Here is a 14,165-nt window from a genome sequence, read left to right as displayed (position 1 = left end):
AAAAAAGATAGAACTCGCAGCATACGCTCAGCACGCTACGGTGAATAGATACTTAAGGAAAAATTAATTCTTTTCCGGAATCAGGCAAGCGTCGACCACCTGCAGATCGTTGTCCTTGGCAAAGGACAGCACGAAGTGGTAGGCCATCGGTTCCAGTTGGCGCAACTTGCCGTTGACCACCACCGACTTGACGCCATTGACCACGGTCGGCGTCACGTAAGGCGAGAATTGCAGGTGCGAGTCGCGACCGCCACCCGTGCCCTCCGGCTTAAAGCAGGCCATGACGCCGCACAGGCGCTCAGCCCAGTCGCTGGGACGGAACTGTCTGCCATTGCTGGTTTGGCCAAGAATGAAGAACGAATCTTGCTGTTCTGCCGGTTTTTGAACTGACATAGGCGCGGCTGCTTCTGCGTTGAAACTTGTTGGTAACAAGAGTGCGTGGAGGATAGGATCTTACGTATTATATCTTATAGAAGAGTTGAATCAGTAAGCCATTGATCCGTAATATATTTTTCCCGCCGATTCCCACTTTGGTGCAGGAAAGACCACTTCCTGCACCAGGGCAATACCGCTATTGTACCCGTTAAGGCGATGCGCCGAGCCACCATGCGCTGGAGATCAGCAACAACAACAGCATCCACAACAACAACGCGCGCCACACCAGGCCGACCGTGCTTTGCAGCGAGCGGATATTCGGTTCCTCGCCCGGCATGACATCATCCTCCAGCTCGATATCGACGGTGGTGGCGTCGATCACCTGTGCCTTGACGGCGGTTTCCGCCGGCGAGCCGAGGCGCACGCCCATGGCGCCGCCACCGGCCGACAGGATGATGCCCAGCGGCTCATTGGTCCAGCGGTGGGCGAAGTTGCGCCAGGCGTAGATGGCGTCCTCGAAGTTGCCGACCACGGCGAAGGCGACGGCGGTCAGGCGCACCGGTATCCAGTCGATCCAGTAAAACGCGCGGGCGGCGAACTGGCCGAAGGCCTCGTTGCGCATATGCTCCGGCTCGGTCCAGGCACGCGCCAGGTATTCGGACACGCGGTACATCACCGCGCCGGCCGGGCCGAGCGGCATCAGGAACCAGAAGAACACGCCGAACACATTGCGGTGTGTGGTGATCAGCGATTTCTCGACCGCGATGCGGGTGATTTCCGACGCCTCCATACCGATGGTGTCGAGCTTGGTCCACTCGGCCAGCAGCGCGCGCGCGCCGGCCTCGTCGCCGGCGTTGAGCGCCAGCTGGATCGAGGTGAAATAATGGCTGTAGTGGCGGAAGCCCAGCGTCAGATAGATGATCAGCACGTTCCAGGCGAAGGCCGCCAGCGTCCAGTTGTAGTACTTGAGCACCCAGTAGATCAGGCCGGTCGGGACGACCAGGATGGCCATCATCAGGAACCAGCCGAGACGGCCGTGGGTCGAGTGGCCGGCGTTAAACCAGGTCTCCATCCGCAACGCCAGACTCTTGATCTCGGCGTAGATCGGATTGTCTGCGCGCAGCGGTTTCATCTGCTCGATCAGCAGCGCGCACAAGATGGAAAGAAAAGTCATTAAACGTCCTTTGCGTTGGCATAGCCTTAATGGCAGTACGATAGCCTAGTTCTTACCCCGCACGCAAGAAATGGAACAGATTGCGCAGCATGCCGGCGGTCGCGCCCCAGATGTAATAACCCTCGTACGGCATCGCATAAAAGGTGCGGCGGGCGCCCATCAGGTCCACCGACAGCCGCTGGTGGTTCATGCCATCCATCAGGAAGGCCAGCGGCACTTCGAAAATGGCGGCCACTTCGGACGGGTCGGCGGTGACGTCAAACGGCGGCTGCACCAGCCCCACTACTGGCGTGACGCAATAACCGGTGCCGGTCAGGTACCGCGGCAGCGTGCCGATGATGTCCACATGGCGGCGGTCGAGGCCGATCTCTTCCTCGGATTCGCGCAACGCGGTGTCGACCGCGTCCTGATCGTAGGCTTCGGCGCGGCCGCCGGGGAAGCTGACCTGTCCCGGATGGTCGGTCAGGTCGGCGTTGCGCTGGGTCAGCAGAATGGTCAGCCCCTGCTCGCGCTGGATCAGCGGGATCAGCACCGAGGCCGGCGTCGGCGCGCGGTCGGCACGGCCGGGGAAGGCGCGTTCGCCGCCCTCCGGCGTCCACGCGGGCGGCGCGGCGAAGCGGCTGCGCAGCCAGGCGGGCGTCAGACGCTCCGGCGCCAGCGCGGCTTCGCCGGCAATCGCTTCTATCGGCAGTTGCTGAGGATCGAACAGTGGCTTGGCCATGGCGGGGGCTCCTTAAACAAAAAGGCGCCAGTGGCGCCTTTCTTGGGCGCCTGCGCGGCGCCCGTTCCAAACACAACCGTAATTAAACGGCTGCTTTCGCCGCTGGGCGACGGTTTGGCAGTTTTTCCTTGATACGTGCCGATTTACCGGAACGATCACGCAGGTAGTACAGCTTGGCGCGACGGACGTCACCGCGGCGTTTCACTTCGATCGAAGCGATCAGCGGGGAGTACAGCTGGAAGGTACGCTCAACGCCTTCGCCGGACGAGATTTTACGAACGATGAAGTTCGAGTTCAGGCCACGGTTACGACGGGAGATCACAACGCCTTCGTAAGCCTGGGCGCGCTTGCGGGTGCCTTCGACTACGTTCACGTTAACGACCACGGTATCGCCAGGTGCAAAATCAGGAATGTTTTTGCCCAGACGAGCGATTTCTTCTTGCTCGAGTTGTTGAATCACGTTCATTTTGAGACTCCATAAACCATCGTGCTGGCGCGCTGTGCTTGCGTAAAACTCGTTGCCCAGTAGAGGATGGGGTTATAACAGACAGGCCTACAGGCCCGCCAAAAATTGCTCGTCACGCTTGGTGAGCAGTCCAGCCTCACGCGCCTTGATAAGCAAATCCGGTCGCTTGCGCGCGGTCGCCTCCAGCATACGCTGGCGACGCCATTTTTCAATCTCGGCGTGGTTGCCGCCCATCAGCACCGGCGGCACGCCCACACCTTCATACGTTTCAGGCCGCGTGTAATGCGGCGAATCCAGCAGGCCGTTGAAGAAGCTGTCTTCAATGGCCGATGCGTCGGTGTTCAACACGCCGGGAATCAGGCGGATCACCGCGTCCATCAAGGCCATCGCCGGCAGCTCGCCGCCGGACAGCACGAAATCGCCCAAGCTGATTTCCTCGTCGACCACGCGGTCGAGCAAGCGCTGGTCCACGGCTTCGTAACGGCCGCACAGGATCACCAGACCGGGCTCCTGCTTCAGCTGCATCACGCGTTCATGCGTCAACTGCTTGCCTTGGGGCGACATGAACACCACGCGGGGCGCGGGCAGGCCGGCATCGACCTGACGCTGCTTCGCCGCGCTGAGCGTCGCTTCCAAGGGCTTAGCCAGCATCACCATGCCAGGGCCGCCGCCATACGGGCGATCATCCACGGTACGGTGATTGTCGGTGGTGAAATCACGCGGATTCCACAACGACAGCCCACATTTATTCTGTTCAAACGCGCGCCGGGTGACACCCGACTGCGTAATCGCGGCAAACATTTCCGGGAACAGGGTTACGACATCGAATTGCATGGCGAACCGCCCTCAATGTTGCGCTTAGTAATCAAGGCCCCAGTCGACGATGATCTTTTTTGCTTCCTTGTCCACCTTGATGATGAACGCGTCCACAAACGGGATCAGGCGCTCTTGCGCCTCAACTTCGCCGGGTGTGATGCGCAAGATCGACTGCGGACCGTTGCTCATCATGTCAGTCACCTTACCGAGGTGCTCACCTTGCTGATTCTCTACTTCCAGACCGATCAGATCAGTCCAGTAAAACTCATCGTCGGACAAGGCCGGGAAGCGGCTTTGCGGAATGAAGACTGCGGCGCCCTTGAGCGCTTCAGCCACGTTCCGGTCAGTCACGCCAACCAGACGCGCCACGACATCGCCGCCATGCAGTTTGACCTGCTGAACGTCCACATCGTGCAACGCCGGCTTATCCAACCACCAGGTTTTGACCTTCAGTAGTGCATCCGCATCTTCCGAGAAAGGACGTATCCTCACCCAGCCAGCAACGCCGTAGGCACCGAAGACAAAGCCTACTTGTGCCAGATCGTCGGGGACTTTCACCCCGGATGCATGCTGATCGGTCAAACCGGTAACCAGACTTGCTTAGGCTGCTTTTTTGTTTTGAGCAACCAGACGAGCAACGGTCGGCGACAGTTGCGCGCCAACAGCTTGCCAGTGAGCCAGACGGTCTTCAGTGATGCGCAGAGCAACTTCCTGACCCGAAGCCATTGGGTTGTAGAAACCAATGCGCTCGATGAAACGGCCATCGCGACGATTACGCGAATCGGTTGCAACGATGTTGAAGAAAGGGCGCTTCTTGGCACCACCACGAGCTAAACGAATAACGACCATAATATTTCCAAAAAATTTGTGCTAGGACGGAAAAAGCCGCAAATTATAGCGCGCTTTGCCACGGAGCAGCAAGCGTTAATGAAATAATTGGGCATGTTGGGGTAATCAAAGATTATCCCTTGTTCCGGCGTTCGGGGCAATAGGCTCCCCCGCAAAAAAGGCGTGCCGGGGGCGGTATTATGCCTGATACTGCTGGTTCATTGACAATTTTGCTGAGCGACCATGACTGTTTTGCCCTCCAATCGTCACAAAAACAAGACAATCGCCGCCCTGCTCGCCTTTCTGCTGGGCGGTGTGGGCATGCAACGGCTGTATCTGCGCGGCTGGCGCGATCCATGGCTGTGGCTACACCTGACCAGCCTGCCGGCGGCGTGGCTGGTGGCACAGTTGGCGCCGCAGGCGGACGGCTTCTACAAGCTGCTGCCGGTAACACTGTCGATCCTGGCCGGCATGCTGCAAGCGCTGATCCTGGGGCTGACGCCGGATGAAAAATGGGACGCGCGTTACAACGCCGGCAGTGGCCGGCAATCGGACACGCGCTGGCCGGTGGCCGTGGTGCTGGTGGCCAGCATGATGATCGGCGCGGGCGGCCTGATCGCCACCCTCTCCCGCCTGTTCGACCTGCTGTACACCGGCGGCGCCTACGGCTAGCGGCAGCAAAAAAAAACCGGTGTCAGGTCTGACATTCGCACACGGGCTCAACTGCGGAGCAGTTGAGCCCGTGTGCGAATGTCAGACCTGACACCGGGGTTTAGGGGTTAGAACTGCGCGATGTCGAGGGCCAGCACGCCGGCACTGCCGTCGGTGATCGAGGTACGGATGCCGGCCGCTTGCGACAGGATGTGGTCGGCAAAGAAGCGGGCCGTCGCGATCTTGGCTTGGTAGAAGCTGGCGTCGCCTTCGCCGGCGTCCAGTTTGCGCTGCGAGATCACGGCGGCGCGCGCCATCTGCCAGCCACCCAGCACGACGCCGGCCAGCTTCAGGTACGGCACGCTGCCCGCGAACACGCCTTTGATGTCGGCCTTGATGTTGCCAACCACGTAGTCGACCACCGCCTCCAGCTCGCTCGCGCCTTGCGCCAGCTGCTTGCGGATGGCGGTGAAGTCGGCGCCATCCAGCTTGGCCAGCTCGGCTTCCGTGGCGCGTACCTGGGCGATCAGCCCCTTGGCGATTTTACCGCCGTCGCGCACGGTTTTGCGGCCGATCAGGTCGTTCGCCTGGATGGCGGTCGTGCCCTCGTAGATGGTCAGGATCTTGGCGTCGCGGTAGTGCTGCGCCGCGCCGGTTTCTTCGATGAAGCCCATGCCGCCGTGGATTTGCACACCGTCCCGCGCCACGTCCTGCGACAGCTCGGTCGACCAGCCTTTGATGATCGGCACCAAATATTCGTACACGGCCTGGTTGTGCGCGCGCTCGTCGGCGCCGGCGCCGTGGTGCGCCTTGTCGTACAGCGACGCGCCGACGTAGGCCAGCGCCCGCGCGGCCTCGGTCTGCGAGCGCATATTCATCAGCAGGCGGCGCACGTCCGGATGGTGGATGATGGCCACGCCGGCCGGCGAGCCGTTCAGGTCGCGCGATTGCACACGGTCCTTGGCGTAGGCCAGCGCGTGCTGATAGGCGTGCTCCGACAGGCCGATGCCTTGCAGACCAACACCGAACCGCGCGGCGTTCATCATGATGAACATGTATTCGAGGCCGCGATTTTCCTCGCCCACCAGCGTGCCGATGGCGCCGCCGTGATCGCCGAATTGCAGCACGGCGGTCGGGCTGGCCTTGATGCCCAGCTTGTGCTCGATCGAGACGCAGTGCGCGTCGTTACGCGCGCCCAGCGAGCCGTCGGCGTTGACCAGGAATTTCGGCACGATGAACAGCGAGATGCCTTTGACGCCCGCCGGCGCGTCCGGCGTGCGCGCCAGCACCAGGTGGACGATATTGTCGGTCATGTCGTGATCGCCATACGTGATGAAGATCTTGGTGCCGAAGATTTTATACGTGCCGTCGCCCTGCGGTTCGGCGCGCGTGCGCACCGCCGCCAGATCGGAGCCCGCTTGCGGCTCGGTCAAATTCATGGTGCCGGTCCATTTGCCGGTGACCAGGTTTTCCAGATACACGGCTTTCTGCTCGTCGCTGCCGGCGGTCAGCAGCGCTTCGATGGCGCCGTCCGACAGCAACGGGCACAGCGCGAAGGAGATGTTGGCGCCATGTAGCATTTCGACGCAGGGCGTGCCGACCAGTTTCGGCAAGCCCTGGCCGCCGAAGTCGGTCGGGTGCTGCAGGCCTTGCCAGCCAGCGTCGGCGAACTGGCGGAAGGCCTCCTTGAAGCCTTTGGAGGTGATCACGCCGTCCTTGGTCCAGTAGCTTGGCGCCTTGTCGGCCGCGTGGTTCAGCGGGGCGATTTCGGCGGCGACGAATTTCGCGCTCTCTTCCAGCACCGCCTCGGCGGTTTCCGGGGTCGCGTCTTCGCAGCCGGGCAGTTCGCTGACCGCTTGCAGGTTGGCCAGTTCGTTCATCACGAACAGCATGTCTTTGATTGGTGGTTGGTATGCCATCTCGTCTCTCCAAGAAAAAGGCCACGGCAATCCGGCGTGCGGATCAGCGTGGCCTGTGGTGTGCTTTACGCGTTTTTAGCCCAGTTCGGCAACCAGCTGTGGCACGACGTCGAACAGGTCGCCAACGATGCCGTAGTCGGCAACGGAGAAGATCGGCGCTTCCGGATCCTTGTTGATGGCGACGATAGTTTTCGAGTCCTTCATGCCGGCCAAGTGCTGGATGGCGCCCGAGATGCCGACCGCGATGTACAGGTTAGGCGCGACGATCTTGCCGGTCTGCCCCACCTGCCAGTCGTTCGGCACGAAGCCGGCGTCGACCGCGGCGCGCGAGGCGCCCATGGCGGCGTTGAGCTTGTCCGCCAGCGGCTCCAGGATCTTGAACGCTTCACCCGAACCCATGCCGCGGCCACCGGAGACGATAATCTTGGCGGCGGTCAGCTCTGGACGGTCCGACTTGGCTACTTCGCGGCCGACAAAGGCCGATTTGCCCGAGTCGGCCACGGCCGCCACGGTTTCCACCGCGGCCGCACCACCGCTGGCGGCGGCGGCGTCGAAGCCGGTGGCGCGCACGGTGATGACTTTCACGCTGTCGCTCGACTGCACGGTGGCGATCGCGTTACCGGCGTAGATCGGACGCTCGAAGGTGTCCGGGCCATCGACTTTGGTGATTTCCGAAATCTGCGCGACGTCCAGCTTGGCGGCCACGCGCGGCAGGATGTTTTTGCCGTAGGCGGTGGCCGGGGCCAGGATGTGGCTGTACGACGCGGCGAGCGCCAGCACTTGCTCGGCGACGTTCTCGGCCAGGCCGTCGGCAAAATAGGCGGCGTCGGCGTGCAGGACTTTCGACACGCCGGCGATCGCGGCGGCGGCGCTGGCGGCGGCGCCAGCGTTGGCACCGGCGACCAGAACGTGCACGTCGCCGCCGGCTTGCGCCGCCGCGGTCACGGTGTGCAGGGTGCTAGCCTTCAGGCTGGCGTTGTCGTGTTCAGCGATAACTAATGCGACCATTTTCGGTTTCCTTTAGATGACTTTAGCTTCGGTGCGCAGCTTGGCGACCAGGGTAGCGGCGTCCGGCACGATGATGCCGGCCGAGCGCTTGGCCGGCTCGGTGACTTTCACGGTTTTCAGGCGCGGGGTCACATCGACACCCAGCTCTTCCGGCTTGGTCACATCCAGCGTTTTCTTCTTCGCTTTCATGATGTTCGGCAGCGTCACATAGCGCGGCTCGTTCAGCCGCAGGTCGGTGGTGACGATGGCCGGCAGCGTCAGCGCCAGGGTTTCCAGGCCGCCGTCCACTTCGCGGGTGACGGTGACTTTACCGTCTTCCAGCACCACCTTCGAGGCGAAGGTCGCTTGCGGCCAGCCCAGCAGCGCGGCCAGCATCTGGCCGGTCTGGTTGGAATCGTCGTCGATCGCCTGCTTGCCCAGGATGATCAGTTGCGGCTGCTCCTTGTCGGCGATGGCCTTCAGCAGCTTGGCGACCGCCAGCGGCTCCAGCTCGACGGCGGTTTCCACCAGGATGCCGCGGTCGGCGCCGATCGCCATGGCGGTGCGCAGGGTTTCCTGGCACTGGGTCACGCCGGCGGAGATCGCCACCACTTCGCTGACTTTGCCAGCTTCTTTCAGACGGGTGGCTTCCTCCACCGCGATCTCGTCGAACGGGTTCATCGACATTTTGACGTTGGCGATATCGACGCCGGTGTTATCGGACTTCACACGCACCTTGACGTTGTAGTCCACCACGCGTTTGACAGGTACCAAGACTTTCATAGCTGTGCCTTTGGAAAAAATGAAATTCGGGACAAATAATGTGGGCTAGATTATAGGAGAAATTCAGCGCGCACAAGAAATCAAAGCACGATCGTGCTATTTTTCGCTAGTAGAAATCGTCTAAAAAATACAGGGCGCAGACGAATTCTAAGGGGAAAAGGCAGCGGGTGATTATTTGCGCTGCATCAAAAAGACAAACTCATGGCCGGTCTGGACATGGGACAACAGGGCGTTGCCGGTTTGTTTGCAGAATGCCTGGAAGTCGCGCACCGAACCGGGATCGGTCGCCATGATGCGCAGCACTTCACCACTTTGCAATTCAGCAAGTGCTTTCTTGGCCTTCAGGATAGGCAGCGGGCAATTCAGACCGCGTGCATCCAATTCCTTATGGAATTCGATGACTTCGTTTTCTAGTATCGTGTCACTCATCAAGAAACCCGCTCGTTTGTTCGGAGGTGTCGTCATACTACTCCTTTTCCGGATGGATGACGCGCTGCACCAAAATAGTTCGTTGTACGTTGCAAGTTCACAACGGAAGCTGGCAAGTATACAACAGGACGCCCCAGACGACAACGGCCCGGGCGCGACCTGCGGTCACGTCCGGGCCGCATCTACACGGCGTTACAGCGGAGTTATCAGCTTCAGACGCGCGAACCGACCCACTCAACAACGCCGGCCAGCGCGCCCGGCAGGCCGCTCGGATCGGTGCCGCCGGCTTGCGCCATATCAGGGCGTCCGCCGCCTTTGCCGCCCACTTGTTGTGCAACGAAGTTCACCAGCTCGCCGGCTTTGACCTTGGCCGTGGCGTCGGCGGTGACGCCGGCGATCAGGCTGACCTTGCCGTCATTGACCGCTGCCAGCACGATGGCGGCGGTCTTCAGCTTGTCCTTCAGCTTGTCCATGGTCTCGCGCAGCGCGGTCACATCGGCGCCGTCCAGCGTGGCCGCCAGCACCTTGATGCCCTTGACGTCGACCGCCTGCGCGGCCAGCTCGTCGCCCTGGCCGGCGGCCAGCTTGGACTTCAGCGCCGCCAGTTCTTTCTCCAGCGATTTCACCTGGTCCTGCACGGCGCCGATTTTCACGGTCAGCTCGTCCGGGTTGGATTTGAGCGCGGCGGCCGCCTCGTTCAGCTTGCGGGCCATGCCCTGCACCAGCGCCAGCGCGCCTTCGCCGGTCACCGCCTCCACGCGGCGGATGCCGGCGGCGACGCCGCCTTCCGAGATGATCTTGAACAGGCCGATGTCGCCGGTGCGCTGCACGTGCACACCGCCGCACAGCTCTTTCGAGGTGCCGATGTCGAGCACGCGCACTTCGTCGCCGTACTTCTCGCCGAACAACGCCATCGCGCCGTGCTTGACGGCGTCGTCAAACGACATGTGCTGCGCCTTGGTGGCGTGGTTTTCCAGGATCTCTTTGTTGACCTTGGTTTCCACTTCGGCGATCTGCTCGGCGGTCAACGGCGCGTTGTGGCTGAAGTCGAAACGGGTTTTGTCCGGATCGACCAGCGAGCCCTTCTGCGCCACGTGCGAACCCAGCACTTCGCGCAGGGCTTTGTGCATCAGGTGGGTGGCCGAGTGGTTGCGGATGGTGCGCGCGCGCTTGGCCTGGTCGACTTCGGCGTTGACCGCGTCGCCCACGTTCAGCGTGCCGGAGGCCAGCACGCCGTGATGACCGAAGACGTCGGCCTGGATCTTCAGCGTGTCGCTGACGTTGAACTGCGCGCCGGCGCCGGCGATCACGCCCTGGTCGCCGACCTGGCCGCCCGATTCGGCGTAGAACGGCGTGGTGTCCAGCACCACGATGCCCGACTGGCCGGCGCTCAGTTGCCGCACCGGCGAGCCGGCCGAGTACAGCGCGATGACCTTGCTGCTGTGGCTCAGTTGCTCATAGCCGACGAATTTGTTTTTCTCGCCCGAGTACTCGACCTTGGCGTCCTTGACCGACTTGCCGCCCTTGCGCGACAGCTCCTGGCTTTCCTTGAGCGCGGCGTCATAGCCTTCCTGGTCGAACTTGATGTTGCGTTCGCGGCAGATATCGGCGGTCAGGTCCGGCGGGAAGCCGTAGGTTTCGTACAGCGTGAAGGCGGTGGCGCCATCGATGCCGGTGGCGTCCTTGGCCAGTTGCGCTTCCAGCACTTTCATGCCGGTTTCCAGCGTTTCGCCGAAGCGCTCCTCTTCCGCCTTCAGCATCTTGGCGACGTTGTCCTTGGCCTCTTCCAGCTCCGGATAGGCGGCGCCCATCTCGATCGCCAGGTCGGCCACCAGTTTGTAGAAGAAGGGCTTGGTCTGGCCCAGCTTGTGGCCGTGACGCAGCGCGCGGCGGATGATCCGGCGCAGCACATAGGCGCGGCCTTCGCTGCCGGGAATCACGCCGTCCACGATCATGAACGCGGCCGAACGGATGTGGTCGGCGATGACGCGCAGCGATTTGTTTTCCAGGTCGGTGGCGCCGGTTTCGCGCGCGGCGGCCTTGATCAGCGCCTGGAACAGGTCGATCTCGTAGTTCGAGTGCACGTGCTGCAGCACGGCGGCCAGGCGCTCCATGCCCATGCCGGTGTCGACCGACTGCTTCGGCAGCTTGTGCAGCACGCCGGCCTCGTCGCGGTTGAACTGCATGAACACCAGGTTCCAGATTTCGATGAAGCGGTCGCCGTCTTCTTCCGGCGAGCCCGGCGGGCCGCCCCAAATATCGGCGCCGTGGTCGTAGAAGATCTCGGTGCACGGACCGCAAGGGCCGGTGTCGGCCATCTGCCAGAAGTTGTCCGAGGCGTAGCGCGCGCCCTTGTTGTCGCCGATGCGGATGATGCGCTCTGTCGGCACGCCCACTTCGTTGGCCCAGATGTCGTAGGCTTCGTCGTCCTCCTGGTAGACGGTGACGGTCAGCTTGTCGGCCGGCAGCAGGTAGACCTTGGTCAGCAGTTCCCAGGCGAAGTGGATGGCGTCGCGCTTGAAGTAGTCGCCGAAGCTGAAGTTGCCCAGCATTTCGAAGAAGGTGTGGTGACGCGCGGTGTAGCCGACGTTTTCCAGATCGTTGTGCTTGCCGCCGGCGCGCACGCAGCGCTGCACCGAGGTGGCGCGGGTGTACGGACGGCTGTCGGTGCCGGTGAACACGTCTTTAAACTGCACCATGCCGCTGTTGGTCAGCAGCAAGGTCGGGTCATTGCCAGGCACCAGGGAGCTGGAACGAACAATCGTGTGACCCTTGGACTCAAAGAATTTGAGGAACTTTTCGCGAATTTCAGATGATTTCATGTCGTGAGCTAGTGGTAACTGGCAAATGCAAAACGGAGATTATATATGAGCAGCGGAGGGCCAGGCCCTCCGCTGTCCACCTATCTGCGCCGGCAGTTGCTTTTTAGCTCAGAACTTGTAACGGCCGGTGAGCTGGAACTCGCGCGGGTTGATCGGCGTGACCACATAGCCGTCCGACGTGAAGCCGCGCTGGTTGCCGCTGTTGACCAGCGTGGCGTCGATGCTCCACTTCTTGGTTTTATAGGTGACGGTCAGGTCGACGCTGGACATCGCCGGCAGCGCCACGCCGTTGTCCGGTAAGGTGGCGGTGCGGCGCGCTTCGAACACATAGCCGGCGCCCAGGCTCCAGGCCGGCGTGACGTCATAGCCCAGATACAGGCTGGTGAACCATTTCGGCACACCGGCCAGCAAGGCGCCGACCGGCAGCACGGTGTCCTGGCTGACATAGGCGTCGGTGTAGGCGGCGGACGCGTCGAGCCGCAGTGCCGGCGTAAAGCTGTAGCTCAGGTCTTCCTCGATGCCGCGGCTATGGCGGCGGCCGGAGTCGATCTGGAAGCTCGGGCTGGCCAGATCCTGCGTCAGCACATTCTTGCGGGTGATCGAAAACACCGAGGTGGTCGCTTTCAGCGCCTCGTCCGCCGACGTGTATTGCAGGCTGCCCTCGGTCTGGGTGCCCGCCTCCGGCCGGAACAGCTTGCCGCTGGCGCTCTTGGCGCCGATCTGCGGCCGCGACGAGTTGGTCCAGCTCAGCGCGGCGATCCAGCGCGGATGGAGCTGGTAGGTCAGGCCGACGCGCGGCGACAGCAGCGAATCGCTCTGCGCGGTGCGCGCCTCGCCAAGCTCTTGCAGATAATCTCGGTAGTGCTCGGCGCGCACGCCCAGCAGCAGGCGCATGCCCGGGCTCAGCTGGAAGCGGTTCTGCGAGTACAGCACCACGTTGTCGGTGCCGTACTTCTGGTCGGCATAGGTGTCCAGCGAGCTGGCCATGGCGGCGCCATACACCGGGCGATAGATATTGATGGCGCTGCCGGCGCCGACTTCCAGCTTGTAGCGGTAGTCGAAGCGCCCTACTTCCAGCCCCAGCAGGTACTCGACCGGAATGTCCGCCAGCTTGCCGCGGCCGATCAGCTCGGACTGCGACACGAAAATAGCCTGGTGCGCACGGTCGCGCTGCGACACCCGTTGCACGTTGCCGGCCTGGTCCACCAGGTCGGCCAGCGCGTGGTTGTAGGTGTCGTAGGTCAGGCCAGCGTCGCGGTAGCTCTCGTTCTGGACCATAAAGGCCTGGCGCAGATGGTCGCCGTTCGGCAGCTTGTAGTCCAGCTCGGTGCGGGTGGTGCTGTCGACGATGCGCGTGGTGTTGCCCGGCTCGCCAAGAAAACGCTGGGCCGGCAGCGACAGCAAGGCCTGGTTGGCCAATACTTGCGGGTTCCAGGTCAGGTCGACGTAGCCGCCGTTGTAGGACACGGTCAGCTTCAGGTCCGGCGTCACGCGCCATTCGATCACCGGCACCACGAAGGCCGAGTCGCGGCCGTTGTGGTCGGCAAAGGTGGCGCCGGTGTACGCCTGGGCGTTGACGCGGTAGGACACATCGCCCACCACGTCGGCCATGTCCAGCCGCGCGCGCGTCAGGCCGGGGCTGCTGGTGAACAGCGTGATGTTGCGGTAATCGGTCAGGCCCGGCATCTTGGCCACGCTGTTCAGGTCGCCGCCGGGCTTGCCGTTGCCGTACAGGGCCGAGGCCGGCCCCTTCAGCACCTCGATCGACTCCATCGAGCAAAAGCACTCGGTGCCGAGGTAGCCGTAGTCACGGTGGCCGTTGCGCAGCGCGCTGTCATTCTTGAAGCCGCGCAGGAAGTCGCGGTTGTACTCGGCGCCGCCAAACGTCGCCGGCGCCACGGCGCCGCTGGCGTCAAGATCGGTGCGCTCGACCACCAGCGAGGTCACCGGACGCTCCAGCGCGGCCGGGGTGGCGTTGTCGGCGGTGGTGGACGGGGCGGTCTGCGCGCGCGCGCCGAACGCCGCGCACAAGGACAGCATCAGCGCCGAATGGCGCATTGTCGTGTTCAGGGTGGTCTTGGACATGATTTGTTTTTCTGGGATAGGAAGCGGCCGGCGCAGGCGCGCGGCCGTGATAGAAGATTGATGCTCAGGCAATAATCTTCGGGCATCATATCGGAGAAAAACCCGGCAA

Annotated in this window: 14 protein-coding genes; 1 reads left to right on the top strand and 13 read right to left on the bottom strand. The window is 62.4% G+C overall.

Annotated features, from left to right (window positions below; all coding sequences use genetic code 11):
- Positions 1-63 precede the first annotated feature (63 nt).
- The 7 genes from GTP44_RS23105 to rpsP form a co-directional block, all read right to left on the bottom strand.
- Entirely contained in the window at positions 64-393 is a 330-nt protein-coding gene (locus tag GTP44_RS23105) for a DUF3579 domain-containing protein (RefSeq protein ID WP_160992477.1), read from the bottom strand.
- A gap of 190 nt (positions 394-583) precedes the next feature.
- Positions 584-1,549, bottom strand: coding sequence for a CobD/CbiB family protein (locus GTP44_RS23100; protein WP_160992478.1), 966 nt, complete (start codon positions 1,547-1,549; stop codon positions 584-586).
- Positions 1,550-1,601: 52 nt separating this feature from the next.
- On the bottom strand, positions 1,602-2,270 hold the full coding sequence (locus GTP44_RS23095) for a CoA pyrophosphatase (protein WP_161021257.1): 669 nt from the start codon (positions 2,268-2,270) through the stop codon (positions 1,602-1,604).
- Between the two features lie 82 nt (positions 2,271-2,352).
- Complete coding sequence (gene rplS, locus GTP44_RS23090; RefSeq protein WP_090189821.1) at positions 2,353-2,736, bottom strand: 50S ribosomal protein L19; 384 nt, start codon at positions 2,734-2,736, stop codon at positions 2,353-2,355.
- 87 nt (positions 2,737-2,823) lie between these two features.
- Positions 2,824-3,570, bottom strand: a complete 747-nt coding sequence (gene trmD, locus GTP44_RS23085) for a tRNA (guanosine(37)-N1)-methyltransferase TrmD (RefSeq protein WP_160992480.1) — start codon at positions 3,568-3,570, stop codon at positions 2,824-2,826.
- A gap of 24 nt (positions 3,571-3,594) precedes the next feature.
- A complete protein-coding gene (rimM, locus tag GTP44_RS23080; RefSeq protein ID WP_160992481.1) occupies positions 3,595-4,134 on the bottom strand; it encodes a ribosome maturation factor RimM in 540 nt (179 codons plus the stop codon).
- Positions 4,135-4,152: 18 nt separating this feature from the next.
- Positions 4,153-4,401 (bottom strand): 30S ribosomal protein S16, encoded by a 249-nt coding sequence (rpsP, locus tag GTP44_RS23075; RefSeq protein WP_072787273.1) that lies wholly within the window; start codon positions 4,399-4,401, stop codon positions 4,153-4,155.
- Positions 4,402-4,623: 222 nt separating this feature from the next.
- Here rpsP and GTP44_RS23070 point away from each other — a divergent pair, with 222 nt between their 5' ends.
- The gene (locus GTP44_RS23070) at positions 4,624-5,052 is read left to right on the top strand and encodes a TM2 domain-containing protein (RefSeq protein WP_161021256.1); all 429 of its coding nucleotides are present in this window, start codon (positions 4,624-4,626) and stop codon (positions 5,050-5,052) included.
- 107 nt (positions 5,053-5,159) lie between these two features.
- On the opposite strand, the gene GTP44_RS23065 is transcribed toward GTP44_RS23070, so the two are convergent.
- From GTP44_RS23065 to GTP44_RS23040, 6 genes are all read right to left on the bottom strand, one after another.
- Positions 5,160-6,950: an acyl-CoA dehydrogenase C-terminal domain-containing protein gene (locus tag GTP44_RS23065; RefSeq protein ID WP_161021255.1), complete on the bottom strand. Its 1,791-nt coding sequence runs from the start codon at positions 6,948-6,950 to the stop codon at positions 5,160-5,162.
- A gap of 75 nt (positions 6,951-7,025) precedes the next feature.
- A complete protein-coding gene (locus tag GTP44_RS23060) occupies positions 7,026-7,958 on the bottom strand; it encodes an electron transfer flavoprotein subunit alpha/FixB family protein (protein WP_161021254.1) in 933 nt (310 codons plus the stop codon).
- A 12-nt stretch (positions 7,959-7,970) separates the two neighbouring features.
- Positions 7,971-8,720 carry an electron transfer flavoprotein subunit beta/FixA family protein gene (locus GTP44_RS23055; RefSeq protein WP_160992485.1) on the bottom strand — a complete coding sequence of 250 codons (750 nt, stop codon included), beginning with the start codon at positions 8,718-8,720 and terminating at the stop codon, positions 7,971-7,973.
- 171 nt (positions 8,721-8,891) lie between these two features.
- Positions 8,892-9,149, bottom strand: a complete 258-nt coding sequence (locus GTP44_RS23050) for a sulfurtransferase TusA family protein (RefSeq protein WP_160992522.1) — start codon at positions 9,147-9,149, stop codon at positions 8,892-8,894.
- 212 nt (positions 9,150-9,361) lie between these two features.
- On the bottom strand, positions 9,362-11,971 hold the full coding sequence (alaS, locus tag GTP44_RS23045) for an alanine--tRNA ligase (protein ID WP_161021253.1): 2,610 nt from the start codon (positions 11,969-11,971) through the stop codon (positions 9,362-9,364).
- A 108-nt stretch (positions 11,972-12,079) separates the two neighbouring features.
- Positions 12,080-14,056, bottom strand: coding sequence for a TonB-dependent receptor (locus GTP44_RS23040; protein ID WP_161021252.1), 1,977 nt, complete (start codon positions 14,054-14,056; stop codon positions 12,080-12,082).
- Positions 14,057-14,165: the final 109 nt, after the last annotated feature.

Source organism: Duganella lactea (assembly GCF_009857505.1).
In the GTDB taxonomy this organism is placed as follows: Bacteria; Pseudomonadota; Gammaproteobacteria; order Burkholderiales; family Burkholderiaceae_D; genus Rugamonas; species Rugamonas lactea.
This window is presented reverse-complemented; position numbering and strand designations above follow the sequence as displayed.

Coding starts and splice junctions, on each gene's coding strand:
- GTP44_RS23105 (WP_160992477.1), bottom strand. CDS start 393: ATGTCAGTTCAAAAACCGGCAGAACAGCAAGATTCGTTCTTCATTCTT.
- GTP44_RS23100 (WP_160992478.1), bottom strand. CDS start 1,549: ATGACTTTTCTTTCCATCTTGTGCGCGCTGCTGATCGAGCAGATGAAA.
- GTP44_RS23095 (WP_161021257.1), bottom strand. CDS start 2,270: ATGGCCAAGCCACTGTTCGATCCTCAGCAACTGCCGATAGAAGCGATT.
- rplS (WP_090189821.1), bottom strand. CDS start 2,736: ATGAACGTGATTCAACAACTCGAGCAAGAAGAAATCGCTCGTCTGGGC.
- trmD (WP_160992480.1), bottom strand. CDS start 3,570: ATGCAATTCGATGTCGTAACCCTGTTCCCGGAAATGTTTGCCGCGATT.
- rpsP (WP_072787273.1), bottom strand. CDS start 4,401: ATGGTCGTTATTCGTTTAGCTCGTGGTGGTGCCAAGAAGCGCCCTTTC.
- GTP44_RS23070 (WP_161021256.1), top strand. CDS start 4,624: ATGACTGTTTTGCCCTCCAATCGTCACAAAAACAAGACAATCGCCGCC.
- GTP44_RS23065 (WP_161021255.1), bottom strand. CDS start 6,950: ATGGCATACCAACCACCAATCAAAGACATGCTGTTCGTGATGAACGAA.
- GTP44_RS23060 (WP_161021254.1), bottom strand. CDS start 7,958: ATGGTCGCATTAGTTATCGCTGAACACGACAACGCCAGCCTGAAGGCT.
- GTP44_RS23055 (WP_160992485.1), bottom strand. CDS start 8,720: ATGAAAGTCTTGGTACCTGTCAAACGCGTGGTGGACTACAACGTCAAG.
- GTP44_RS23050 (WP_160992522.1), bottom strand. CDS start 9,149: ATGAGTGACACGATACTAGAAAACGAAGTCATCGAATTCCATAAGGAA.
- alaS (WP_161021253.1), bottom strand. CDS start 11,971: ATGAAATCATCTGAAATTCGCGAAAAGTTCCTCAAATTCTTTGAGTCC.
- GTP44_RS23040 (WP_161021252.1), bottom strand. CDS start 14,056: ATGTCCAAGACCACCCTGAACACGACAATGCGCCATTCGGCGCTGATG.